Here is a 24,921-nt window from a genome sequence, read left to right on the forward strand (position 1 = left end):
TTTATTATTCAATAGTGTCATTTGCTTGTAAACAATGCTATACTTTTATTGATAAACCTTACCTTTTAGCGATGATTTACATATTCAAAAATGTCTTTCCCCATAGAGAGGTATACGAATCCATGGAACCTTTACACAGCTCTTTCACTGACATTGTGAATGAAGAAGTCATTTATCAGAATCCGCTTCTCTTTCTAAAAATATGGGAGTTAAGCTCTGACTCTGCGCTATTCGGTCCTCCTGCCCCCTGGCGCTGGCATTCGCATCGGCAGGTTGAATTCCTTGTCGTCACGGAAGGCTTGCTCGCCATTCAAACCAAGCATGAACATACGGTGTTATCGGCTGGAGATGTGATGGTCTTAGGTTCCTCTCAGCCCCACCGGACATACAAATACTCGGCGGATTCCTTGCGTCAAATCGTTTTCCAAATCGATCTCAAGCAGCATTTTGACCTGAGTACGATGCCTTACCTGCACACCTTCTCGGAGCTGACGTATCCGCTCGATCAGTTTAATGAGCTGTTTCGGAGCAACCCGGCTGTGAAGCAGACCGCCTATAGCCTCATTCTACAGATTTACGAAGAGTCGCTATCCCGTCAGATTGGCTACGAACTGGCGATTAGCGCGGCGATCAAAAATCTCTTGCTCCTGCTGCTGCGCAATGACAACCGTGATCTGTCTGCGCATGCCGAGGATTCAGGTATAGCCCGCTTGCGCCCGGCGCTCGATTATATCGACGAGCATCTCAGCGAACGGATAACGGTTGAAGACGTCTGCTCCCTGCTTAATTTAAGCTATCATTACTTTATTAAGTATTTCAAAAAAGCGATGGGGATATCCTTCGTGGATTACGTGAATTACAAGCGGATCAAAAAAGCCGAGCGGCTTCTGTTAACCGGCGACCTCAGCATGATGGAAGTGAGCTTTGAGGTCGGCATCCTCAATATGGCGCAGTTCTACAAGCTGTTTAAGCGGCATAATCAATGCTCGCCCAAAGAGTTCAAACAGCGCATGCGCAGTCAAGCGGGGGGCACCCCCCTGCTGGCGCAAGCGGATTAAACGTCAGCCAGGCAAGAAGCCTTGCTGGCTGACAAACACACGCTCCTGCGGGAAATGCCGCAGGAGCTGTTCGTGCACGCGCTTGTACGCATCCGGACTGTACCAGTCCGAAAGCTCCAGCGCGTCATAGATCGCGCGCACGCCGATGCGGGCCGTGCGCCTGCCTCCACTGCCATCGCCCATGAAGTAATCGTCGATGCACACCCGCTCCACGATGCCCGCGAGCTGCTCGGCGAATTGCTCCGAGCTCGGCAGCGCCGGCGCTATCGTGGCCTGCACGGGAATGCCGCGGGCCGTCAGCTCGCGGAGTGCTTGTAATCGCGCCGGTATCGGCGGCGCGGACGGGGTGAAAGCCCGGCGGACCTCCTCACGGTCCGTCTCCACGGTCATGCTGACTCGCACGCGGTCGCCGAGCAGCTCCAGAAGGTCCGCGTCCCGCTTCACCAGCGGGCTGCGGGTCTGCAGAAACAAGAAGTCCGGCGGCTGCACGGACATCACCTCCAGGAGCGAGCGGGTGATCCGCTCCTTATGCTCGCTCGGCTGGTACGGGTCCGTCGCCGAGGACATGAAGATCGTAACCCGGCCTTGGCGCTTCGCCTTGGCCAGTTCTTTCTCCAGAAGGGCCGCGGCATTTTCCTTCACATCGACCCAAGAGCCCCAAGCCTCACTGCGGAACAGCGCCACCGGCATCTGTCTAACGTAGCAGTAAGAGCACGCAAAAGCGCAGCCGGTGTAAGGATTCAGCGTATGCGAATATCCTTCCAAGAAGCCGCTGGCTTTGGTGAGCAATTGCTTCGCTGATTTATGATTAACTTCGATCTGCATACGTGTCCCCTCCGTTCCGTTTCCCGCGCTCTCACAGGCCCGCTTTCTCCAAACCCAACAGCTTCTCCTTATTCGGCAATCCGCCGCGATAGCCGGTTAAAGCGCCATTCTTCCCAACGACGCGATGACATGGCACCACGATGAGGACCGGGTTAGCGCCAATCGCTGTGCCGACAGCTCTAACAGCGCTTGTTTTATCCAGCTTCCGAGCGATCTGTGAATAGCTAACTGTTTCGCCATGCGGAATTTCGTGCAATGCACGCCACACGTTTTGTTGAAACCCAGTGCCGCGCAGATCCAAAGGCAGCGTAAAGGTCTTGCGCAAGCCGCGCAGATACTCTTCGAGCTGCTGCACATAAGGCTCTAACATAGCCTTATCCTCTGTCCATCTGTAATCGGGGAAATGCTTTCGCGCCCAGTTGGTCAGTTCGGACCACGCTACTTCGTCAACTGTGTCTTGCTCCGCATCTCCCTCCTGATATTGCAAATAGATGAGACCCTTATCCGTTGCCGCGATCAAAAATTCGCTATCCAACAAACGGGCGACTCCCCAATAAATGGGCTTAACGGCTAGCCTTGCTCCTTGCGTTTGCATCATGGAACCCTCCTCGGTTATGGTTAGATGGTGGAACTTTGACGGAACTCTGATGGAGTGAAACCCGTCTTTTTCTGAAACAACGTGGCAAAATGTGCTGCATTCGCAATGCCCACCTGGGCACCTACTGCATTGACAGGCATATCCGTTTCTATTAACAGCCGCTTTGCGGCTTCAATCCGTATCTGTTGAAGGTACGTGAGCGGCGTCACGCCCTTCATCCGTTTGAAAGTTCTTTGCAAATGATATACGCTGGCATAAAACTGCTCAGCCAGAACCGAAAGTGTTAGCGGCTCGGCATAATATTCATCCATATGGCCGGCTATGAGCTCGATCCACTCTTCATCCGGCAGCCGGATGCCGTCCGGCCTGCATCTTTTGCAGGGACGGAAGTTCTCGGCGGCCGCTTCCTGCCGCTCTCTAAAGATCCGAACATGTTCCCGCTTCGGCAGCCTCGATTTGCAGGAAGGTCTGCAGAAGATGCCGGTTGTCGTGACCGCATAATAAAACATCCCATCATAAGCGGCATCATTCGCCACAATGGCTTGCCAATATCTGTCTTGCATGACGATTGCTCCTCTCAGCGCCGTTTCTCTTCTAGCTCAGTATACCCAAACGGGTCTCCTCTTGTAAGGGAGGCGAGATGAGAAAGCAAGATTACGAAAGCCGCTTTCCGCGATAATAGAAGAAATCCCGAGATTCCGAAATTCCATCAACTGATTACAGGAGAACCGACTATGCCCTCTTTTGACCCTTCGCTTCTAAAATGGCACGAGCAGACAAGCTCTCTTACGCTGCCGCTGCCCGAACCTTTTCAATACGAGCAAAATCTTGGATACCTGACGCGCTCCACCAATGAGTGCCTATTCTATGTGGATAACCCTGATATTTATAAGCTGCTTCTCATTGGGGATAACCGCGTGCTTATCGCTGTCAACAGTGAGGATAACTTGGATCTGCGCATTCGCATCCTGTCCACGGACGCCGCCATCTCTCCGGCCCTTCTTGAAAACATCGCCCATTATGTGTGGGAATGGTTTGATCTTGGTACGGACCTTGCGCCGTTCTACGAGCTTGCCGGGCACGATCCTTTGCTGCGCCAAGTCACCCAGGACTTCTACGGACTGCGCTTGCTGGGCATTCCCGATCTTTTCGAGGCGATGAGCTGGGGCATTATCGGACAGCAGATCAATCTGACTTTTGCCTATACGCTCAAAAGACGTCTTGTCGAAGCCTTCGGCACGCAGTTGGACCTGCATGGACGAACATACTGGGCGTTCCCGTCGCCTGAGCGGATTGCCGGACTTTCAACGGAGGCTTTGACGGCCTTGCAATTCACGGGTAAAAAGGCCGAGTACTTAATCGGTGTTGCCCAAATGATGGCAGAGGGGCGGCTCGTCAAGGAAGAGCTGCTGCGGAGCAGCGATTTTGCTGATATTGAAAAAGAGCTACTTAGCATCCGCGGCATAGGTCCCTGGACGGCCAATTATGTGCTCATGCGCTGCTTGCGCAACGCTGCCGCTTTCCCGATCGCTGACGTTGGCTTGCACAACGCGCTGAAGCATGTGCTTGGCTTGGAACAGAAGCCGTCACTTCCCCACATTCGCCAGCTCGCTGAGGGCTGGAAAGGCTGGGAAGCCTATGCTACTTTTTATTTATGGCGTGTCCTCTACTAGCGCATATGAAGGAGCGAATTCACCGTGAAATTTCTAGGGTTAATCGAACATTTATTTGCTCAATACGGATACTTGGTCCTGCTGCTCGGCCTGCCTTTGGACGTTATCGCGCTGCCGATCCCTCCCGGGAATACGACCATGACCTATACGGGATATTTATCGTATAAAGGCGTGCTGAAGTGGCTGCCGGCGATGGCTGCCGCTTGGGTAGGGTCGATGATCGGCATGACGATCACGTATTGGATCGGATATAAGCTGGGAACGCCGATTATTGAGCGTTTTGGCAAGTATCTGTTTCTGAAGCCCGGCCATTTGGAGAAGACACGGAACTATTATGAGAAGTATGGCAACAAATTGCTGCTTTTCAGCTTTTTCCTGCCCGGCATCAGGCAGTTTATTTTCTACTTTGTTGGGATCATTCGCATTCCATACCGCATTTTTGCGGTTTATGCTTTCACTGGCTCGGCCTTATGGGTCGTCGTCTTTTTTGGAATCGGCTACCTGTTCGGCGATCAGTGGCATGCGGTTTTCATGTGGGTGGAGCAGTTTTTGATTTATGCCATGGTCGGCTTGTGCGCTCTGCTGGCGGGGATCATTTTGTTTAAGTGGCGGAACCGCTTAAAAACGGGGATTTGATGGCGCTGAACTGGCAGAACCAAGTCAAAGCCCCTCTGATAGGGGTCTCTAAAGACTCTTATCCCCCTCGAAATTGGGGAAATAACCAAAATAGCAGTCCCTATGGACTCTTATTTGCTCAGAAACCCTCAATTGCAGGTGAATTTATCCATATAAGAGTCTGTAAGGACTTTTATTTCTGCAGAAATGATCTAATTAGCTAGAATAGCAGCCTTTGGGGACTCTTATTTCCCCTGAACAGCAGACGTACTCACAAGCCGAGCCCTCCCCCATCCCTCTCATACAAAAAAGGTTGCCCCTTCGGTCTCAGAGATCGAAAGAAGCAACCTTTATTTCGTTATTGCGGTGCTGCCGTTGGTGCTGGCGCTGCCGGATGAACCGGATTTCCATTGTACTTAGAGCTGTTATGCTCCGGTTTCATCGGGGGTACACCGCCTTTGCGTTCAACGAAGCTTTTCAGCTCATCGGTTAATTGATCTTTCAGCTTGGCGATCAACTGATCCTCGGTGATACCTTTATCTTGGGCGATCTCGGCAAGAGACTTGCCCGATTTGCGCTCTGTGTTCAGCTCGTTTTCCGTGATCCCGAGGATCGAGGCGATTTCAGCGGAATTGCCGAACATGCCGCCAGGCATCATACCTCCGCTCCGTCCCGGTGCTGGAACGCCTTTGAAATTCATCGTACGCGGTTTGGACTGGATAATTTTCTTCAAACGATCTGCCAGCGTCGATTTCATTTTGTCGGCTTGCTCCTGTTTGATTTTCCCAGCGGCGAGCGCGTCGTCAATTTTCTTCGTCTCGGCTTCGGTTAGTTTGGCCAGGAGCTCATCTTCCGTTAGATTCGCTTTATCCTGGGCGATTTGTACGAGCGTTTTGCCTTGCTTGATCTCTTCTTTCAACACAGATTGATCAATGCCTAGAACGGCAGCGAAATCGATGGGGCTTCCTTGGGCGAATCCAAAACCGCCTTTGGCCGGTCCGTGTCCCTGGTTCTTTTGACCGCGGAAATCTCTATGCTGGTTATCCTTGAATTTATCCTTCTGAGGTGCAGGCGTTGCCGTACTTGTTTCATCCGCGAATACTTGGTTATGCTGAAGCACAAGCCCACCGCTAATGAGCAATCCTGCTGCAAGCGTACCGACCAGCATTTTCTTGTGAATAAGCTTCATCCTGTAACTCCACCTTTTTCATGAAATGGTCTATTTGGCTTCAGTATACAGGGAAATTGTGAAAAAAATTTGAAGCTGCCCGTCATTCAGCAAGAAAGTTTACGCCGATTTTCTGCCCTTTGTCATTCCTATGAAACATAGAATTGCCCCAATCTCCATCAAAACAATAATGATACCTAACGGAACTGCGGTGTGACTGCCGCCAAGACCAACAAAGGGAGCAATGACGCCTCCGATGATAAAAGAAAGCAGGCCAAGCAGTGCTGCTGCGCTCCCAGCCGTTTTCCCTTGACTCTGCAGCGCGAGCGAGGAAGTGGCGACAGAGACGGGTCCCACGCTGGAAACAATAAAGAAAAATGCAACGAGAATTGCCGGAAGCCCCGCCCCGGTGAGAACGGCAATGAGCAGCAGCAGGCCGCCAAAAGCAGCCATGGCCAGCCCCCCGGCCAGCAAGCGATGGTCGCTCACTTTGCCTGCAAGCCTGCCCGTCACTTGACCGGCAATGATGACGCCCAGTCCGTTCACCGCGAAGCACACGCTGAACATTTGCGGGGAAACACCGTAAATCTCCTGCAGTACAAACGGTGAACCGGAGATGTAGGCGAACATGCCGGCAAAGACAAGTCCTTGCGTCAGCGCATAGCCCATAAACAGGCGGTCAGTGAGAAGACCGCGGAACGTTCGCAGGGTGTTGGTGAGGCCGCCCTTCGAGCGGCGCTCAAGCGGATGCGTCTCCTTCAGGCCCCATGTGGCGGCAACAAGCATGACCACGCCGATAACGCCAAGTACAAGGAACACCCCGCGCCATGAAGTGAACTGCAAAATCTGCCCCCCTGCAATCGGCGCAAGAATAGGCGCAGCCCCGTTGACTAGCATGAGCATCGCAAAAAATTTCGTCAGCTCCACGCCTTCATACATATCCCGAACAATCGCTCGGGAGATTACGATCCCCGCCGCTCCTGCCAAGCCTTGAAGGAATCGCAGACCGAGCAATACCCCGATGGATGGCGCGAACATGCATAGAACGGACGAGACCGCATATACGATGAGTCCGATCAGCAGCGGCATTCGTCTTCCGCGCACATCGCTCGCCGCCCCGGCTATGAGCTGGCCGATCGACATGCCGATCATGCAGGCGGTTAGGCTCATTTGGGCCAGCGAGGTGCTGGTGTTGAGATCGCCGGCCAAATCAGGCAGCGCCGGCAAGTACATATCCAGCGAGAGCGGCCCGAAGGACGCCAGTGAACCGAGCACGAGCACCATCCACAGGCGGCTGCTGCGCCCAGTGGAGAGGCCGGCTTGGGAAGTCGTTTGGTTGGACATCTTGATCACAAACTTTCCTTTAGTAGTTAATTTAAGCTACCACTGTGACTGGATTTTGTCTAGTGATGGAGGGGTGAAATCCCCCTGGGAACTAAAAAATGACGTGCAAATTGGCACGTCATTTTTTAGTGATCATTTTGCACTCTGAACTATTGTAAATATTTTCCATTAACTCTTGACGATGCAGCTCTGACGATCTACAAAGAACGTATAACGTGAGATTGTTAATACGAAACTGCTTCTCCGTTTAGTGAAAAATCCGAAAATACCGCTGACTTGGCTGCGGGACCTAATTTTCGGGTAAACAGTCCAATTCGAGGGTTAGTTAAAGGCAAACTGAAAGAATCTGTCGTTTTTATCCAGGTTACGCCATCTTGGCTGTAATAACCGTTGTACATATTATTGCTTGTCTTTTCGATTTTCAAATAAATCTCCTGCGGAAAAACGGAATCCGTATAATTCTTATCTGTTGCAGTGCCGGCCTGCCCCTTGGTAAAGCGAATTTGGTTAGCTCCGGAAAAGCATCGCCCAAGCGAAATATAATTTTTGTCATCCTGGTACACAATTAAACCTGCATACTCGAAATTAGCCGAAGCATTAAACTTCACTTTTGCGGAAAAGGCAAAATCGGTCGTGCCCGGATCTCTTACAAGCATATTCCCCGGCAACGAGGTTTGTGTATTCGTAAAGCTGCCGTCTTGCGTAGTTATATTCATCTGCTTCGGATTCCCGTCCACATACCAATTGGCTCCGTTTTCTCTTACCCAGGACCAACCGGCGGCTAAATTTTTACCTGGACGCGGACCGGGATCCGGGTACTGTCCGTTATACGTATACACCCGAACATAATCCACTGCCATTTGCTTCGGGACTGTCCAATCCGTCGTTGCGTCCGGATTTCCCGGCCAATTGCCGCCAACGGCCAGATTTAATTGGAGATAGAAATCACGATCAAATGGCGCTGGATAAGGATTGTCCGCCGTCTGATTCGTGCTTCTGCTGTACCAGTCATTCTTGGTGGAATAGAGGATACCATCTACGAACCATTGAATTTGGCCGGGCTTCCATTCTATGCTGTAGGTATGAAAGTCATCAGAGAAGGCCCTGTTCTCCAGCGTATAATTCCCACCTGTATGATCATAGGGATTCCCATAATGAATAGTCCCATAGATTTTATTCGGCTCATGACCAAGCAACTCCATAATGTCAATTTCACCGCTTGCAGGCCAGCCGCCAAAATCGCTTTTAGATGGCATCATCCAAATCGCGGGCCACATCCCTTTGCCTGACGGCAGTTTTGCCCTGATTTCATAACGACCATACGTCCAATCCCCTTTTCCCTTCGTGGTCAGTTTGGCTGAAGTATACGAACTTCCCTTATAGTTCTCGGGACGTGCTTGCAATACAAGACTGCCGTTCTCAACTCGTACGTTCTCGGGTCGCTGTGTGTAATATTGCAGCTCATTATTACCATACCCGCCTCCACCCTCAACAAAATTCCATTTATAGGTGTCTATAGCATCCCCGTTAAATTCATCGTCCCAGACAAGCGTCCAGTTCGGATCAACGTTGGACGGCGGTTGCGTGCTGCCACCGGGTTCCGTCGGCTCTGTTCCTCCTCCAGGCTGCGTCGGCTCCGTTACTCCCCCAGGCTGCGTCGGCTCCGTTACTCCTCCAGGCTGCGTCGGCTCCGTCCCTCCCCCAGGCTGCGTCGGCTCCGTCCCTCCCCCAGGCTGCACCGGCTCCGTCCCCCCTCCAGGCTGCGTCGGCTCCGTTACTCCTCCAGGCTGCGTCGGCTCCGTTACTCCCCCAGGCTGCGTCGGCTCCGTTCCCCCTCCAGGCTGCGTCGGCTCCGTTACTCCCCCAGGCTGCGTCGGCTCCGTTACTCCTCCAGGCTGCGTCGGCTCCGTTACTCCTCCAGGCTGCGTCGGCTCCGTTACTCCTCCAGGCTGCGATGCTCCTCCTCCACCCAGAGGAGAAGTCGGTTCCTCCCCTCCGGCTGAAGGCGTGTTACCCTTAACTTTGCCGCCGGTCACCTGCATGCTTGCCCCCTGCTTGATCTCTTTGCCGTTAACCGTCATATCAACATCAGTTTTAAGTTTCTCTATGATTCCATCCCCGATGACTGTGGTGCCATTCGCAGAAGCCGCAACCGATAAATAGCCGATCCGCGTATGATCGCTAATTTCCACTATCGCCTGGGATTCGATCGTGAATTCGTTAATATCCCCGTCGAGCACAACTCGAATACTTCGATCAACATTTCGAAGAACTGCCTTATTCAGTCGGGAACCTTCCATATGAATACTATGGCTGCCGCCGCCGCTGATGTACGTTATTCCGTTGACGACAACATTTTTTAAAACCGCGTCGCCACTTCCAATCCCTTCTGCCAAATATAAGTTTCCGTCGATTTGCATATCTGTTAAAGTGACTCCTGGTGTGTTAATAACCGCGTTGCCGTGTATCTGTTCCCCCGTATACGTTGCAGGCACAGTAAACATTTTAGGAGCCATTCGATCCATGATAGCGACAGCTTCCGCGCGCGACAGAGGCCGTTCCGGCTCAAAGGTTCCGTCTGGATACCCGGTCAAATATCCTGCTGCTGCGAGAGATTGGACAGCCGATGCCGCATAGCTTTGAATGTCGGCAGCATCACGAAATGAAAGCGAGAGAGGATCGGGAGTTAGCGGCAAATGGAAGACTTGCTGCAGCATGACGGAAGCATCTTGTCGAGTAACCAGTGCCAGAGGAAGAAACGTCTGGTTTGGGTAACCGCTTGCATATCCCGCTTTGCTTGCCTTGGCTATATCCGCAGCATACCAGTCAGACCTTTTCACGTCCGAAAAACTGGCGTTATTCACAGCTGCAAAACCGAAAATACGGTTTATCGTGGCGATAAACTCCGCACGAGTCATGGCTTGATCCGGCCGGATTGTGCCATCTTCATAACCGGAAAGTAAATCTTGATCCATCCACTTTTTTAGTTGAACACTCGCCCAATGATGGTCGACATCTGTATTTTCCGTTTTCGTGTTTAAGGATGGCTGATCCGCTGCTGCAACCGGGATAGCAACCGATACAAGCAACGTACATGCTGATAGTAGAGAAAAAATTGTTTTTCGAATGATCATCGTATCCTCTCCTGTTCCTATCTGAGTAGAAAAGCTCCTTCGACGAAGGAGCTTTTCATTGAATCCATGAAGTTTAATTAGAATCTTACTTAGACAGATCAGTCAGTTTTGATCTTACTCAGCATATTTAGAACCGCTTGAGCCGTTTCAGCGCGAACCGCATTGGATTGAGCTGCGAAAATGCCTTCCGCTTGACCTTTCATCAAACCAAGCTCGATTGCTTTACTGACATCCGCCGTCGCCCATGGCGATACTTGGCGGCTATCCGCCAGCACAGTCACATGATCCGCAGATGCGCCTTTAACCCCTTTAACATGCTCGTAAGCCCGAACGATCAGTGCTGCCATTTGCTCTCGTGTTATCGGTGCATTCGGAGCAAACTCATGTGCGGAGACACCGGAGATAAGTCCGGCATTGTAAGCTGTGTTAATATCCACAGCATACCAATCATTTGCTTGAACATCCGCAAACTGCGTCCCTGCGCTGCTTCCCTTGAGGCCAAGCGCCTTCACAAGCAAAGTCACAAACTCCGCACGGGTCGTGGTACCCTCTGGTTTAAACTCGGTATCGTTCACTCCCGATACAATCTGCCGAGCGGAGAGTACTTGCAGCGTGCGATACACCCAATGATTCTCCGGAACATCTTTGAACGTTTTATTGTATTCCATCACGGCATATTTACTGAAATGCGGAGCATCAAAAGTAATGGTTTTGCCGATCGCATCCTTTTGACCGCCGATGTACTGCCAATTGTGTGCCGTTTCATCATAGAGATAAGCAGCAATCAAGTCTTCATCGAACTGGCTGCTGCCATAAGGAAGCACCACTTGAACCGGCTCCTTAAACGAAGAGAGCTCCGTTTCCTTGCCGCTGCCATTTGTCACAGTCAAAGATAAATCATAGACCTGACCGCCAAATTTGAGAGTAGCATTCCCTGATTTGGAATCAACCGCCGGTACGGCATCAATTCGCACTTTGACAATCAGCTTTGCATCCCCGTTAACCTCGCCGACCAATTGTTGCATGACCGCCGGAGGAATGGATACGGCAACTCCGCCGACTCTCACTTCTATCGTACGATCGCCTGCTGTTTGCAATGATGGAACCGTTAATATCGCTTCCTTGCTTCCATTCGTCAACGTAACCACCGCTTTACCATCATGCACCTCAAGCTGGCTAGGTGTCACGGAAGGAGTCGATACGACTGGCGATGTATCCGATGAAGAACTCGGCGTTGGTGTATCCGGCGATGACACGGAATCCTGACCGCTAATCGTTATCACGGCCTCGCCTTTCACGCCGCTGCCGTCATCCGCCGTCGCAACGACCTTCACTTGACCATTCTTCACTGCGGTCAATAGACCGTTCGCGTCGATAGTCGCCTTATCCGTTGCCGTTCCATCCTCGTTCAGCACGGTCCACGTTACCGTTCTGGCATCGGCATCCGGCGGAACTACTTCCGCTAACATTTGCAGTGTGCCGTTTTTAGACGTAATCGCAGCCAATCCGCCAGCTCCGCTTACCGCAACACCGTTGACAAGTACCTGACCGCTTATCGTAATCACGGCCTCGCCTTTCACGTCGCTGCCGTCGTCCGCCGTCGCAACGACCTTCACTTGACCATTCTTCACTGCAGTCAATAGACCGTTCGCGTCGATGGTCGCCTTATCCGTTGCCGTTCCATCCTCGTTCAGCACTGTCCACGTTACCGTTCTGGTATCGGCATTCGGCGGAACTACTTCCGCTAACATTTGCAGTGTGCCGTTTTTAGACGTAATCGCAGCCAATCCGCCAGCTCCGCTTACCGAAATACCGCTGACAAGTACCTGACCGCTAATCGTAATTACGGCCTCGCCTTTCACACCGCTGCCGTCGTCCGCCGTCGCAACAACTTTCACTTGACCATTCTTCACTGCAGTCAATAGACCGTTCGCGTCGATGGTCGCCTTATCGGTTGCCGTTCCATCCTCGTTCAGTACTGTCCACGTTACCGTTCTGGCATCGGCATCCGGCGGAACTACTTCCGCTAACATTTGCAGTGTACCATTTTTAGACGTAATCGCAGCCAATCCGCCAGCTCCGCTTACTGCAATACCGCTGACCAGCACCTGACCGCTAATCGTAATCACGGCCTCGCCTTTCACGCCGCTGCCGTCGTCCGCCGTCGCAACGACCTTCACTTGACCATTCTTCACTGCAGTCAATAGACCGTTCGCGTCGATGGTCGCCTTATCGGTTTCTGTTCCATCCTGGTTATAAACCGACCAAGTTACTGTCTTGATAGCTGCATCCGGTGGAGCTACGTCTGCCGTCATTTGGAGCGTTCCGCTCCTCGTATTAATCGTTGCTTTTCCTCCGGCACCCGTTACGGCTATGGAGGAAACCGGCGTTTGCCCCGAGATTTGGATTGCCATGCTGCCTTGAGCCGCCGAACCGTCCGTGGCCGTGGCTACGACTTGAATCGGTCCATTTCCTCGAGCAGCAAGCAAGCCGTTGGCATCAATGGTCGCCCTTGCGGTAAGGGCTCCGTCCGGGTTATAGACGGACCAGAAAACCGTCTTATTCGCTGCAGTCGCAGGCTGTACGTCGGCCATCAATTGGAGCGTACCGCCTTTTGCCGTAATCCCGGTCACCCCGCCTGCCGAAGCGACACTAACAGAAGAAACTGGATTCCAATAAGAAATGGCCGTTCCATTAATTCTAAAGTCAGTAAATTCTGCAGTTTTAGAAGCGATGGCGGTATTCAGTTTTCTTGTGAAAATACCGACCTTTGCATTCGTTAAGGACATCGTAAAAGTATTCGCATGCTGTGTCCAATTCTGGCCGTCTCCACTATAGTAGGCCGTGTACGTCGTACCGACTTTCTGGATTTTCAAATAAATATCACTGCTCGTTATAGGATCCGCGATGTTCTTATCCGTCTGAGTGCCGTTGCTCACCTGCGAGAAACGAAGCTGGCTCACAGCGGAACGTCCAAAGGAAATCAAATTTTTATCATCCTGGTAAACGATAAGCCCCGCCCACTCAAAATTGTTGCTGGCATCAAATTTAAGCTTCGTGGTAATCGTGAAATCTCCTGCTGTCCCAGGATTAGTCAGTAGAACACCCTTCGGATAATTGGTTGAAGAGCCCCAGGTGCCTTCCTGTGTCGACAGTTTCATCACATTCGCATTCTTCGGATCAAGAGCCCAATAGCCCGCGCTCTCCCTGACCCAGGTCCATCTGCTTTCCAGGTTAACAGCTTGGCCAACCAAAGTGACGAGTGCGCTTCCGGTAACATTGGAGCCGTCGTTCGCTTTGGCAACCACTTTGACAGTGCCGTCGCCCTTGGCAGTAAGCAGCCCTGCAGCACTGATGCTAGCATTTGTCGTCGCCGAATCGTCCGGGTTGACGACAGACCAAGTCACTGAAGGATCGTCCGCGTTATCCGGCGCGATCGCAGCATTCAACTGCAGGGTGCCGCCCTTGAGCGCAATTAGCGACGAATTTCCCGCTCCCGTTACGGTAATGCCGGAAACTTTGGCAACCTGACCGGTAATGGTAATCAGTGCCTCACCTTTGACTCCACTATGATCGTTCGCCGAAGCGACGACTTTCACCGTGCCGTTTTCGGCTGCGGTTAGCAGGCCGTTGGCATCGATTGAAGCCTTGCTCGTCGGTTGACCATACGTATCGAACACCGCCCAGTTGACCGATGAATTGTCGGCACCCGCCGGAGATACAGCTGCCAGCATTTGCAGCGTACCGCGCTTGGCGGTTATCGTTGCCATGTTTCCAGCTCCTCCAACCGTAATTCCGGTAACCGCAACGTTCGGCGCAGGATAAACCGTAACAGTCGCCTGCGCCGGTACCGTAGTCCCATCCACAACGCCTTGAACCGTGAACGTTCCCGGAGCTGCAAATTGAATCGGCGTTATCGTATTCCAGGTAACATGCGCCAGCTTGGACGATGTGTCGGAGAAGAACTGCGTGACCGTGTCCGGCAAGGCAGGCGCTTTGCCTGCAAAGGTCTCGACGGCCGCACCTTGAATGCCGGTTGTCGTTCTCGGCGTATAGTCGTTTAATGTCGTCCGCATTGTGCCTTTCTTAACGAGCGTGCCCGCAGCATTGGCAATATGCGTAATCTCCCCCATACCGCCCAAAAAGACAGTCGTAGCATGATGAATGGTTACTCCCGGCACATCGGGAATCTCAATGGCGCGCTCCAGCTTAACGTCCGCATCCCGGAAGAAGGAATACAGTCCGAGGCCATAGGCCTGATGGGAAGTCACCGTATCCGCCACTTTATAAGAAGCATACCCGTTGACTGTTCCATTGCTGCTCATCCACCGCTCCTGATTCGGAACGTCATACGGGATTTCCGTCTGGTAGAAATACATTTTTCCGCGTTCGCCGTTCCATAAAGTCTGATACTGATGGAAATGCTCAACGAACAAACCGTAAAAAATAACATCATTACCATTCACAATCATCCCGTTGGTCGTCAAATTCGAATCCCATCCGGCCCCGGTTCCGTGATCCGCCCGCCAGACCCAGAAATGGTCGCCGATGACGTTGTTGCTGTTAATCTCCACACAGACATCCGCCAAGGCCAGCGCATCTCCGCCGACTCTGAAATACAAGTCTTGCAGAGAAGTAGGATTGGCTGCATGATTGGCTGCACTGCCTTTCGGTCCTACCTGCAAGAGAACGGGCGAGTTCGTCGCCCCGGCTTCGAAGAGAAGGCCGGCAATCTTCACGCCGTCTACATCTGCTACCGACAAGGCAACATTGCCGCTATCAGCATGAAGCGTTGCAAGCCCCAAACCGAGCACGACGGCGTTAGGATTGGTCACTTGAATCGGCTTGCTCGTATGATAGACCCCTGGTGTAAGGAGCAGATTTTTACCTTGCGCAAGGGCTGCATTGATCGTGTCGACAGACATTGCGGGATTTGCAATAAAGAAGTTCTCGATGGAGAGCGACGTTCCCGCCGGCGTCCCGCTTGCCCAGCTTGTCCCGTTGGCATTCGCCCTTACGTCAGGCACAAACACGTTGTATTGGTTGGCAGCCGGGTCCCAGGTCAAGAAAGGCTTTTCCCGAACAATCGGCGTTTGATTAATGACGGTATACGCGTTGGTCGGCCAATTCTCTACAGGTGGATTGACGTTGCCCAGCAGCGTTGTGTTCCACACCGAACCGTTCCAGCTTGCCCATTGGCTGTTTCTGGAGAACCACTGCTGCTGCGAACCGGGGACGACACTGCCGTCGACCATGGAATCGGCCAAATATCCCCCGCTCGCCCAACCGCCCTGATCGTGAAGGGTCAGGCTGCCCTTAATGTGCATGCGCCTCATGGAAGCCGCTTGCGAAACGGCCCACAGCATGTTTCCGCCGGACGGCGTCTCGGCAAAGTTCTCAACCGATCGCCAGAAGTTCTGGGTAGCGTTGTGAGGCGGAAGCCAGTTGGCGTCAACAGAAACGCCGCCGGTAAGGTTAACATCATCCGGCAGCAAACCCAGGCCGGCGACTTGCGTGTAAAAGCCCAGTCGTATATTGGTCGTGTAAGAGCCCTGTTTGAAAAGCATCGCATAGCGCTCTTGACCGAATTGATTTTTTTCCTGAATCGTAAATACGTTATCACTGGTCGTTTGAATATCCGCTGCAGGCGTCGAAGAATCAAAGATATAAACATTCGGACCAAAATCGGGCTGTGTCAAAATCGAGGCCTGGTCCACATCCGATTCCACACCGCCGCTAATTGAAGTCACCTTATAGAAATATCGGACGTTGGCGCTTAAGCCCGTATCCATAAAGGTGGTTGCGGCAATTGCGGCACCGTTGACCTTCGTAAAAGTTCCATTGCCGTTAAAAGAACGGTATATGTTATATCCGGTCGCTCCTGATACAGCCGGCCATGCCAGTGTAATCGAGCTTGATGTCGAGTTTGCAGCGTATACCGCTGAAGTGACCGACGTTCCTGCACCCCCGCCTGATGAGTCGCCAGGCGCAGCTGCCCAAGCTCCGGACGAGCCAATGACCAGGCTCAGCAACTGTGCACCTGCGAGCATGGCTGACAGTTTCCTTTTTAACATGCTTTTCCCTCCAATGTCTTGTTGTCTAGATACAATGTAGTGCTTTCAGACTATACTACCATTCGAATAGATGAGAACGAAGATGCTAGTTTTACTACTTTGAACAATAATTTGACTTCTTTTTACGTAAACGAAAAAAAGCCAGCTGAGACAGAGCAGCTGACTTTCGCTTTCATATTTTTTAAACAAATCGGCTCGGTACAACACCGTAATGCTGCTTGAACACTTTGACAAAATACCCTTTGCTTTCGTAGCCCAACATCTGAGCGACCGTTTCCAGTGTTTTGTCCGACCCGTTCAGAATTTCCTTGGCTCGCTCCATCTTGACGCGCGTCACGTACTCGATGAACGTTTCCCCGGTTTCTTTCTTAAATAAGCGGCTAAAATAACTGGGATTCAAGTGTAAATGATCCGCCACTTCCTCCAGTGTAATCTTCCGCCCCAAATGGCGCCTTATATACTTTTGAGCGTCAATGATCTCCACTTTTTTGCTTTGCTTCGCAATTTGCTCCATCAGCTCGGCTGCATCTTTGACAATACCCGTCAGCCATTCTTGAAGCTCGCCGATACTGGCTAACTGATCCAGATCTCTTTGCAGCTTCTCATTGGCATATTGCTGATTGAACCTTAGCTTCAGCATCATATCCAGTACCAGCTTGAATACGAATTGCTTAACGGATTTGGGCGGGAAGCGATGTTCTGAAATGAATTGAATAAACGGCTCTACAACCGTAGCAGGATCGGCATTCCCGTCGAGCATAAAGCGATTTAATTGATCGGCGTACACATAATAATGGGCAAGCGGATCTTTCTCCAGCGCTAACGAGTAGCTGTTCTCGCTGCTTTTCACAAATTCCGGCTCCCAGGCGTAAAACAACCGCTCCGAATCTTGCAGCAATCGGCCATACTGCCGCTTGATGCCGGATGGATCTCCGACCATCTCCCCCAATACCATGGAGACAGGAAGCTTGAGAACCTGAGTCAGCTTGTTCTGGACATCTCTACACCGTGCTGCTATCTGGTCGAAAGGGTTGATTCTCAAATCTTTCCGAATGTTGAACAAGAGACAGAACTCTTTGGCAGAGTAACTGAAAATTACCTTATCTCTTTCGGACTCCAACAGTTCTTCAACCGCATTTTCTACGATAAATTTGACGGTGTCCTCACTTTCGTATCGATGCAGTGCATGACGGAAACGATGCAATCGACACACAACCGGAATGAAATGCGGCAGAATAGGATTCAAACCGAAGTCTTCCAAACGCTCGATCCAGCTAGGATCCTCTAACACAGGCGTGGAGAGGAGGTCGCGCAGCCATTTCTCCTTGGCCGCAGACTTGTTCCGGTTCACTTGCAGATGAAGATTGCGCACTTCGAATTGCAGTTCATCTTCTTTCTCCATTTTGGACTTCGCTTTGGCAATAAGGTCGATCAAATGCTGAGGTTCCAGCGTCTCCTTCAAAATATAGTCCTCGACACCGATTTGAACCGCCTTCTGTGCGTATCGAAAATCGTCATGACACGATAAAATGACAAACCGTGGTCTCGGGCTGATGGCTTTGACGGCTTGAATAAATTCGATGCCATCCATTCCCGGCATGCCAATATCGGTTACGATCAAATCCGGCATCGACGTCCGGCAAATTTGCAGAGCATCCTGTGCGTTTGTGCAGGTGCCTGCAAGCTGCAACTGATGATCCTCCCAAGCTATCATCATTCGCAAAAACTGCAAAACCGCCACATCGTCATCAACCAACAAGACGCTATGCATGTTCATCTGCCTCCTTGTGGAATGTGATCGGCAGCCGGAGTGTCAGCCTGAATCCCTGACCCGGCGAGCTTTCTATTTCCATGTTATAGACGTCCCCATAGATGATGCGCAGACGCTCATTCACATTTCTTAACCCGATGCCATTCATGCGGGATGACCTCTCTCTCTTATCGTCTCCCCGCTGACCGGTTTCCGTGAGCATCGCCGTGACATGAACCAATTGTTCCTCCGTTATCCCGATGCCGTTATCTTCAACGCGAATATAGAGCAAATGTCCTTGCTTCCATGAGCTTAAAGAGATGAGCCCGTGTTTCTGCTTTAATCCATGGAGATAGGCATTTTCAATTAGCGGCTGCAGCGTAAAACGGGGAATCATCGCAAGCAATGTATCCGAAGCCAGACTGATGGCAAGCCGAACATTCTCCAGATGCCGGAAATTCATAAGCTTCATATACTGTTCAATTGTACCCGATTCCTCGTGCAGCGTGATGTATTCATTATTCCGATTAATCGTCATCCGAAGAACCGTGGATAAAGAACCAATAATTTCTGCGATTTCCACCTCGCCCTTCATCCTGACCTGAAGCCGAATGGAATTGAGGGTATTAAATAGAAAGTGGGGGTTGATTTGCGCCTGAAGCGCTTCCAATTCCGCCATTCGCTTCCGCCCTTGCTCCCATTCAATTTGGCGGATCATATCCTCAATCTTGTCCAGCATTCTGTCAAATGACGAACCCAGACGTCCGATCTCATCCTGTCCTGTAACCTGCGAACGCTGATCCAGATTGCCGAGCTCAACACGCGAAGCTGTCTTAACCAACTGCACAATCGGCTTGGTCAGCTGCCGCAATAGGTAGATCAGGACGAGAGAAAATAATACAAAAAACAACGCTTGAAAGATAAAAATATCGTTCAGAAAATTACCAATATTGCCGGTCACAACCGAGTACGGCGTCAAGCTTTGCAAGCTCCACTCGGCGAAAGAAAGGGAATGATTATACGCAATGTACTCCCCGCCGTTCCAATCCAATTTCTCCGTCAAGCCGGAAGAAAGCAGCGAAGCCGGAACCTTGCTGCCGATCATCTGTACATTGGCATGGGAGACAATCGTCCCCGTCCCATCCAGCAGCATCATAGTCTGATCCTCGGCATATTTGCTGAAGATTTCATGAATCTGTTCCTCTGGCTTGCTGATAATGATGTAGGCATTTGGTGCGTTGGCATACAGTCGAATCGTACGAACAACGGTAATCAGCTTCGGAAACCTCCCGGCATCAGAACGAACATAATTGTTTTGAACGCCGATCCAATTGGTTGTATTGACCGGATCTCCCGCCATCTGCTGCAGCCACGCCTCTTTGTATAACGACGATAAATCGTTCTGGTACGTAGAATAGTTGGAAAAATACAAGCCACTGGGCAGCACAATCGTTACATAGGTTTTCCCGCCAAAAAAGGTGAGCTGCTCCAGCTTCTCGGCAACGGGCTTATAGGCGAAAAAGTCGACCTGATTGCCGCTGCTCTTGTCATAGCTGTTCGATGCGAGCCTTAAATTCGTAATGAATTCGCTGTCAAATTGAAGCATGTTAAAGGCGTTCAGCATGTCCCTGACAATGTTGGAAATATACAGGTCCGCCACTTCCAGAGATTGCTCTGCTTTAACGGACGCTTTGGTGGTCAGTTCATTTTTCGTATACAGCCCCGTAAGCGCAAGCGTAAGAATAGAAGGGATAACCAGACATAACAACGAGATGGTGATCAGCTTCTGACGCCAACTAAAGGAAGGCCATCTCATCCAGATCTCTCCCTTCCATTTGTGAACATAGGCCTTTCTATCTGGAGTGTATCATATCCGTACGAATCCAGATACACTTCACGACAAAAGGGATGCCGTGACAGGCATCCTCTTTCTTCCACATCGATTTTATTTCTTGTTCGCATCGATTATTTTTTGCAGATTCGTTTTAATATTTTTCATGGTCGTGTCGATGTCTGCCGCACCGAGCAAATATTTCTCGGCTTCAGAGATGTAGGCTTTTTCAATGTCCGAGAAATAGGAAACGGCGATCGGAGGATCGGGAAGCTTCGATACGGTCAGCGTATTAATCAAGGACGCCTTATCAATCTTGTCCGGGGTCTTCGTTGCGGCAATGATCTGATCCAGCTCATTGTTAAGATTCGCTTTTTTCCATGCCGACAATTGCTTTGTCAGCCCCATTCCTTCCGTAGAAAGGAAACGGATGAATTGATAAGCCTCCTGTTTATGCTTCGACTTGGACGAGATGACCAGAGAATCCGCTCCGCCGAACGAGTAGTTCTCGTCTCCTTTGTTGTTAGTCGGCCAAGGAGCGAATGCGGATACGAACGTAGCAGGAATTTTATCGGTGCCTCCCGCTTCTGCGATCATCCATGGTCCGGTCGGCAGCATGCTGGCTTTGCCTTGGAAATATTCGTCGCGATAAGGAATTTTCTGCGTGACAACATCTTGGTAAGGTCTGACACTGCCGTCCGTTCGCTCCATAGCGTAACGCAGCTCAAGCGAAGCTTTCATCAAAGGATTATCGGCATCAAGCGCCGTTCCATCATCGCTCATAATGCCTTGATTTTTCGGTGAGCTGTACTTTTTGAGCAAGAAATAGTCTTTCCATGTGTGCATGAACGCGCCATACTGCTTGTTCGGTCCCTCCCCCTTCGTAAGCTTCTTGGCATAATCCCGGAATTCATCCCACGTCCAGCTCTTCGGAACGGCAAGTCCCACTGCATCGAGCTGCGCCTTGTTCAGCAGGATGAACCACGGCCCGAATTTACCCGGCAATGAGTACCGTTTTCCGTTCACTTTCATTTGTTCGGCTTTGTATTCATCGCTGTATTTTACATTTTCTTTGGTCAAATAATCATCAAGCGGCTCCAGCATGCCGCTGGTGGCCCGTTTACTGAAATCCGGGGTTGAATTCAGCGAAAATACGTCAAAATCTTCTCCGGATGCATACATAATATCGATCTTTTTCTGCGTTTCATTTGAGTCATTTTCCACTAACGGAGAATATTGAACTTTAATGTTCGGGTACTTCTTCTCAAAAGCATCAATCGCCGGCTGGTAGACCGAGGCTTTCTCCCAGTTCAGGAATTTAATCGTTACCGGTTTGGCGGGACTGGCCGCAGCGGACGCGACGGGATCGGGTGCTTTGGTTGGTTCGGTCTTGGAACCGGCTTCTCCGCCGCAGCCCGCGAGCAGACTTGCGATAACGAGGGAAGACGCGGATACAGACAACCATTTTCTTTTCATGATTATATACCTCCCTTAGGTGAACAACCTTTATGTTCTCTACTTCATAACCTTATCAGTTATGAATTCGTTTTCAAAGTTTGTATCTTTACTACTTCGCTTCTTTTTTTTACCCTTTAACGCCTCCCAGCGCTATGCCCGCAATCACCTGTTTTTGCCCAATAACGAAGATAATGAGCAGCGGAATGATGGCTGAAACCGTACCTGCCATGATGAGCGAGTAATAAGCCCCGCTCTCGGAAGAAAACTTTTGAATGCCGATTTGAACCGTTGCCAGGACATCGCTTCTGAGAAAAATCAATGGATTCTGATAGTCGTTCCAGGTCCAGATAAAACGCAGAATCCCGTAAGTGGCAATGGCGGGTTGGACAAGCGGCAATGCAATTCGGGTGAAAATAACAAATTGACCTGCACCGTCGATTCGCCCCGCATCCAAATATTCTTTGTGAATACCAAGAAAAAACTGTCGGAGCATAAACGTCCCCAGTGCGCTGAAGGAGCCGATCAGAACAAGCCCTAGATGCGTGTCGAACAAATTCAGCCATTTAAAGATCATGAACTGCGGAATAATAATGGATGAACTCGGAATCATAAACGTCATCAGAACGACCGCAAACCAGACCTGCTTCCCCTCGAAGTCAACATGAGAGAAAGCATAGGCGGCCATGCTGGACACGATAATTGAAATCAGTGTCGTCAGCACACTGACTTTAATCGAATTCCAGTAGTACCGCATAAACGGATGCTCGCCAGACCAAACCTCATGGTAATTTTGGTAAGCTTGCCAGTGCTTCGGAATCCATTCGATCGGGTATTTAAACACATCGATCTCCGGCTTCATCGAAGCGGATATCATCCATATAAAAGGAAGCAGGAATGCTACTCCCATGATCAGCAGGAGAATCGTAACGACGGCTCTCCCAAGTTTCCCTGTTGTTTCCATTGACCTGCCTCCACACCTAGTAATTGACCCATTTTTTCTGTCCAAAGAGCTGGATAATTGTAATAAGCAGGACGCAGCCGAACAAAACCCATGCCATGGACGACGCATAGCCCGTCTTCAAATTTTCGAACGCCGTCGTATACAAGTAATACGTAATGACCGAAGTCGAGTAAGAAGGGCCTCCGCCCGTCAGCACTTTAATAATATCGAAAGACTTAAAGGAGCTGATCAGTCCTGTAACTAACAGGAAGAAAGTTGTCGGCGAGACTAGCGGCATCGTGATTCGCAAGAACCTTGTCCAGAGCCCCGCCCCGTCCATATCCGCCGATTCATACAGATCCCTCGGAATCGCCTGCAGCGCAGCCATATAAACAATCATGCAGAAGCCGATGCCGATCCACACGAGAATAAACATAACCGACGGGAGCGCGTAGTTCATGTCGGCCAGCCATTTGGGAGGATCAGCAACCCCGAGCGCTTTTAGCGCTTGGTTGATCGGTCCGTACGAAGGATGGAACAGCAGTTGAAAAACAATCGCCACAGCTACAATGCTGGAGATGTAGGGCATGAAGAAAATAACTTTAAACAAACTTTTCATGTACACATACTTATCTATGAGCACCGCCAGAATCAACGCGAGAATAAGCTGTATCGGCACGACAAGTAAAAGCACCAGATTGTTGCGGAACGATTTCAAAAACACCTGGTCATCCAACAGCAGGAAATAATTTTTAAATCCGATAAATTTCATTTTGTCCAATCCCGCAATAAAGCTCCAATCGGTGAAACTGAGAATCAGAGACAGCAACGTAGGAATAATGGTAAAAATGATCAATCCTATCAGCATCGGCCCCACAAGGATGTAGCCCGCCAGATTCTCCTTTTTTTCGCCTTTTATCTTTCGAAGAGAGAAGGCCGGTTTTGTTTCAGTTTTCAGCACGATGTCTCACCTCAGTGTTCTTGTTAAAATGGCTGTCCTTGCTTATGTTCTAACGATAGTTTTATTAAACTGTTTTACGCCGTAAAAAAAAAGTTATAGATTTGACCATTCTCAAAAATATTTGACTACTATGCCTCTCTGATTACAACTTCACTCGCATCACAATAAAGTTCGATCCTCACGCAGCGTAAAAAGCGCAGCTTTTGAATCGCTCCAAAAAGCTGCGCCATTTTTCCCGTTATTCATTGTGAGGCATGACGTACTAATTGTAGACGTTGAACTCCCTTACGGACCACCAGTTCGTCGCTGTACCGGTCTGCACGACCTTAATGAAACGCGCCGTTTTGGGTGCGAGACTGATCGTAATCAACGGATCCGTACCGGTTCCGCTGGCAACCTCGCTGCCCCAATTGGTGCCGTCGCTGGACACAAATACTTGATACCCGCGCGCATAATCCTTACTGTTGCCTGTGCAGTCTATGGTCAATTTATTGAAAGTTTTGGCCGCTTTCATATCGACGATGAAATATTGGCCGGGGACCATATCCGTCCCGGTCGTCCAACGGGTGGATGCGTTGCCGTCAAGCATATTGGCCGGCGTGCTGTTGACTGGGGAGGTTGTCGCCGTCCAGCCCGTGCGATCAAGTGCAGAACCGCTTGCTGCTTTCGTATACGCACGCACGTAATCCACATACATCTTCTGCGGCAATGCCGTATCGTCAGGGCTCGTTTTTCCGGTAAACGGTGTGTTTGGACCGCCAATCGCCAAATTCAGGATGAGATAGAACTTCTGGTCAAACGGCGCCGGATACGCAGCGGAAGGCGTGAACCATCCTGTTTTTGTGGAAAAGAGCACATCATCAACGTACCAGCGAATGGCACTTTCTTCCCATTCGACCGCAAACGTGTGGTACGAATCGGCGAAGGATTGCCCGCTTGGCAAGAAGTAGCTGGCCCCTGATGAGGAGTCGTTCGGCCAATCGTTGCCGTAGTGAATGGTACCGGAAACTTTATCCGTCACATCACCGCGATTTTCCATAATATCAATCTCGCCGCTCTTCGGCCAACCGCCGTAAACGCCATCTGTCGACAGCATCCAAATGGCCGGCCACATGCCTCTGCCCTGAGGAAGCTTGGCGCGAATCTCGAAACGTCCGTACTTCCAATCGCCTTTGTTTTTGGAAATAAGTTTTGCCGACGTATAGGATTGGCCGCTATAGTTTTCTTTCTTGGCGGCAATAACCAGCGAGCCGTTCTCCAGATATGAATTGTCTCTTCGGCTTGTATAGTACTGAAGCTCGCTGTTGCCAAACCCGCCCCCTTGATCGATAAGACTCCATTTGGCGGAATCCGGTGCCGAGCCGATCGTTCCGTTAAACTCATCCGACCACACAAGTTGCCAGTTGTCGCTAGGAGCCGAGTATGCGGAATGGACGGGCAGCAGCGCTATCGTCAGAAACAGCAGAAGCATAAAAGATCCACGTTTATTCAA

16 protein-coding genes are annotated in these 24,921 nt (G+C 50.7%); 3 read left to right on the plus strand and 13 right to left on the minus strand.

Translation table 11 applies throughout. The features are described 5' to 3' along the window. The first annotated feature begins 122 nt into the window (after positions 1-122). Positions 123-1,058 carry a helix-turn-helix domain-containing protein gene (locus GC097_RS16970; RefSeq protein ID WP_171684481.1) on the plus strand — a complete coding sequence of 312 codons (936 nt, stop codon included), beginning with the start codon at positions 123-125 and terminating at the stop codon, positions 1,056-1,058. A gap of 3 nt (positions 1,059-1,061) precedes the next feature. Here the strand turns inward: GC097_RS16970 and GC097_RS16975 are convergent, their stop codons facing one another. Genes GC097_RS16975 through GC097_RS16985 form a run of 3 tightly spaced genes read right to left on the minus strand, consistent with a single transcriptional unit; the run spans position 1,062 to position 3,044 of the window. Then, the gene (locus GC097_RS16975; protein ID WP_171684482.1) at positions 1,062-1,883 is read right to left on the minus strand and encodes an SPL family radical SAM protein; all 822 of its coding nucleotides are present in this window, start codon (positions 1,881-1,883) and stop codon (positions 1,062-1,064) included. Between the two features lie 31 nt (positions 1,884-1,914). After that, the gene (locus tag GC097_RS16980; RefSeq protein WP_312875684.1) at positions 1,915-2,481 is read right to left on the minus strand and encodes a methylated-DNA--[protein]-cysteine S-methyltransferase; all 567 of its coding nucleotides are present in this window, start codon (positions 2,479-2,481) and stop codon (positions 1,915-1,917) included. 20 nt (positions 2,482-2,501) lie between these two features. Then, positions 2,502-3,044, minus strand: a complete 543-nt coding sequence (locus tag GC097_RS16985; protein WP_171684483.1) for a bifunctional transcriptional activator/DNA repair enzyme AdaA — start codon at positions 3,042-3,044, stop codon at positions 2,502-2,504. 171 nt (positions 3,045-3,215) lie between these two features. Here GC097_RS16985 and GC097_RS16990 point away from each other — a divergent pair, with 171 nt between their 5' ends. Together GC097_RS16990 and GC097_RS16995 are read left to right on the plus strand one after the other, a co-directional pair. Continuing rightward, complete coding sequence (locus GC097_RS16990) at positions 3,216-4,154, plus strand: DNA-3-methyladenine glycosylase family protein (protein ID WP_171684484.1); 939 nt, start codon at positions 3,216-3,218, stop codon at positions 4,152-4,154. 24 nt (positions 4,155-4,178) lie between these two features. Continuing rightward, positions 4,179-4,790, plus strand: coding sequence for a DedA family protein (locus GC097_RS16995; protein ID WP_171684485.1), 612 nt, complete (start codon positions 4,179-4,181; stop codon positions 4,788-4,790). Between the two features lie 337 nt (positions 4,791-5,127). Here the strand turns inward: GC097_RS16995 and GC097_RS17000 are convergent, their stop codons facing one another. From GC097_RS17000 to GC097_RS17045, 10 genes are all read right to left on the minus strand, one after another. Then, positions 5,128-5,958, minus strand: coding sequence for a hypothetical protein (locus tag GC097_RS17000; protein WP_171684486.1), 831 nt, complete (start codon positions 5,956-5,958; stop codon positions 5,128-5,130). Between the two features lie 99 nt (positions 5,959-6,057). Continuing rightward, complete coding sequence (locus GC097_RS17005; RefSeq protein ID WP_171684487.1) at positions 6,058-7,281, minus strand: multidrug effflux MFS transporter; 1,224 nt, start codon at positions 7,279-7,281, stop codon at positions 6,058-6,060. A 224-nt stretch (positions 7,282-7,505) separates the two neighbouring features. Beyond that, complete coding sequence (locus GC097_RS17010) at positions 7,506-10,415, minus strand: S-layer homology domain-containing protein (RefSeq protein ID WP_171684488.1); 2,910 nt, start codon at positions 10,413-10,415, stop codon at positions 7,506-7,508. A gap of 98 nt (positions 10,416-10,513) precedes the next feature. Next, complete coding sequence (locus tag GC097_RS17015) at positions 10,514-16,489, minus strand: pectate lyase-like domain-containing protein (protein WP_171684489.1); 5,976 nt, start codon at positions 16,487-16,489, stop codon at positions 10,514-10,516. Positions 16,490-16,670: 181 nt separating this feature from the next. Beyond that, positions 16,671-18,260: a response regulator gene (locus GC097_RS17020; protein ID WP_171684490.1), complete on the minus strand. Its 1,590-nt coding sequence runs from the start codon at positions 18,258-18,260 to the stop codon at positions 16,671-16,673. Further along, a complete protein-coding gene (locus GC097_RS17025) occupies positions 18,253-20,055 on the minus strand; it encodes a cache domain-containing sensor histidine kinase (RefSeq protein ID WP_171684491.1) in 1,803 nt (600 codons plus the stop codon). Before GC097_RS17025 ends, GC097_RS17020 begins: the two co-directional genes overlap by 8 nt. A gap of 129 nt (positions 20,056-20,184) precedes the next feature. Then, positions 20,185-21,546, minus strand: a complete 1,362-nt coding sequence (locus tag GC097_RS17030; protein ID WP_171684492.1) for an ABC transporter substrate-binding protein — start codon at positions 21,544-21,546, stop codon at positions 20,185-20,187. A 109-nt stretch (positions 21,547-21,655) separates the two neighbouring features. Beyond that, a complete protein-coding gene (locus GC097_RS17035; RefSeq protein WP_171684493.1) occupies positions 21,656-22,489 on the minus strand; it encodes a carbohydrate ABC transporter permease in 834 nt (277 codons plus the stop codon). A 16-nt stretch (positions 22,490-22,505) separates the two neighbouring features. Next, complete coding sequence (locus GC097_RS17040) at positions 22,506-23,429, minus strand: carbohydrate ABC transporter permease (protein ID WP_312875685.1); 924 nt, start codon at positions 23,427-23,429, stop codon at positions 22,506-22,508. A 262-nt stretch (positions 23,430-23,691) separates the two neighbouring features. After that, positions 23,692-24,921 (minus strand): family 16 glycosylhydrolase, encoded by a 1,230-nt coding sequence (locus GC097_RS17045; protein WP_171684494.1) that lies wholly within the window; start codon positions 24,919-24,921, stop codon positions 23,692-23,694.

The organism is Paenibacillus planticolens, from assembly GCF_013141725.1.
GTDB classification, from domain to species: domain Bacteria; phylum Bacillota; class Bacilli; order Paenibacillales; family NBRC-103111; genus Paenibacillus_E; species Paenibacillus_E planticolens.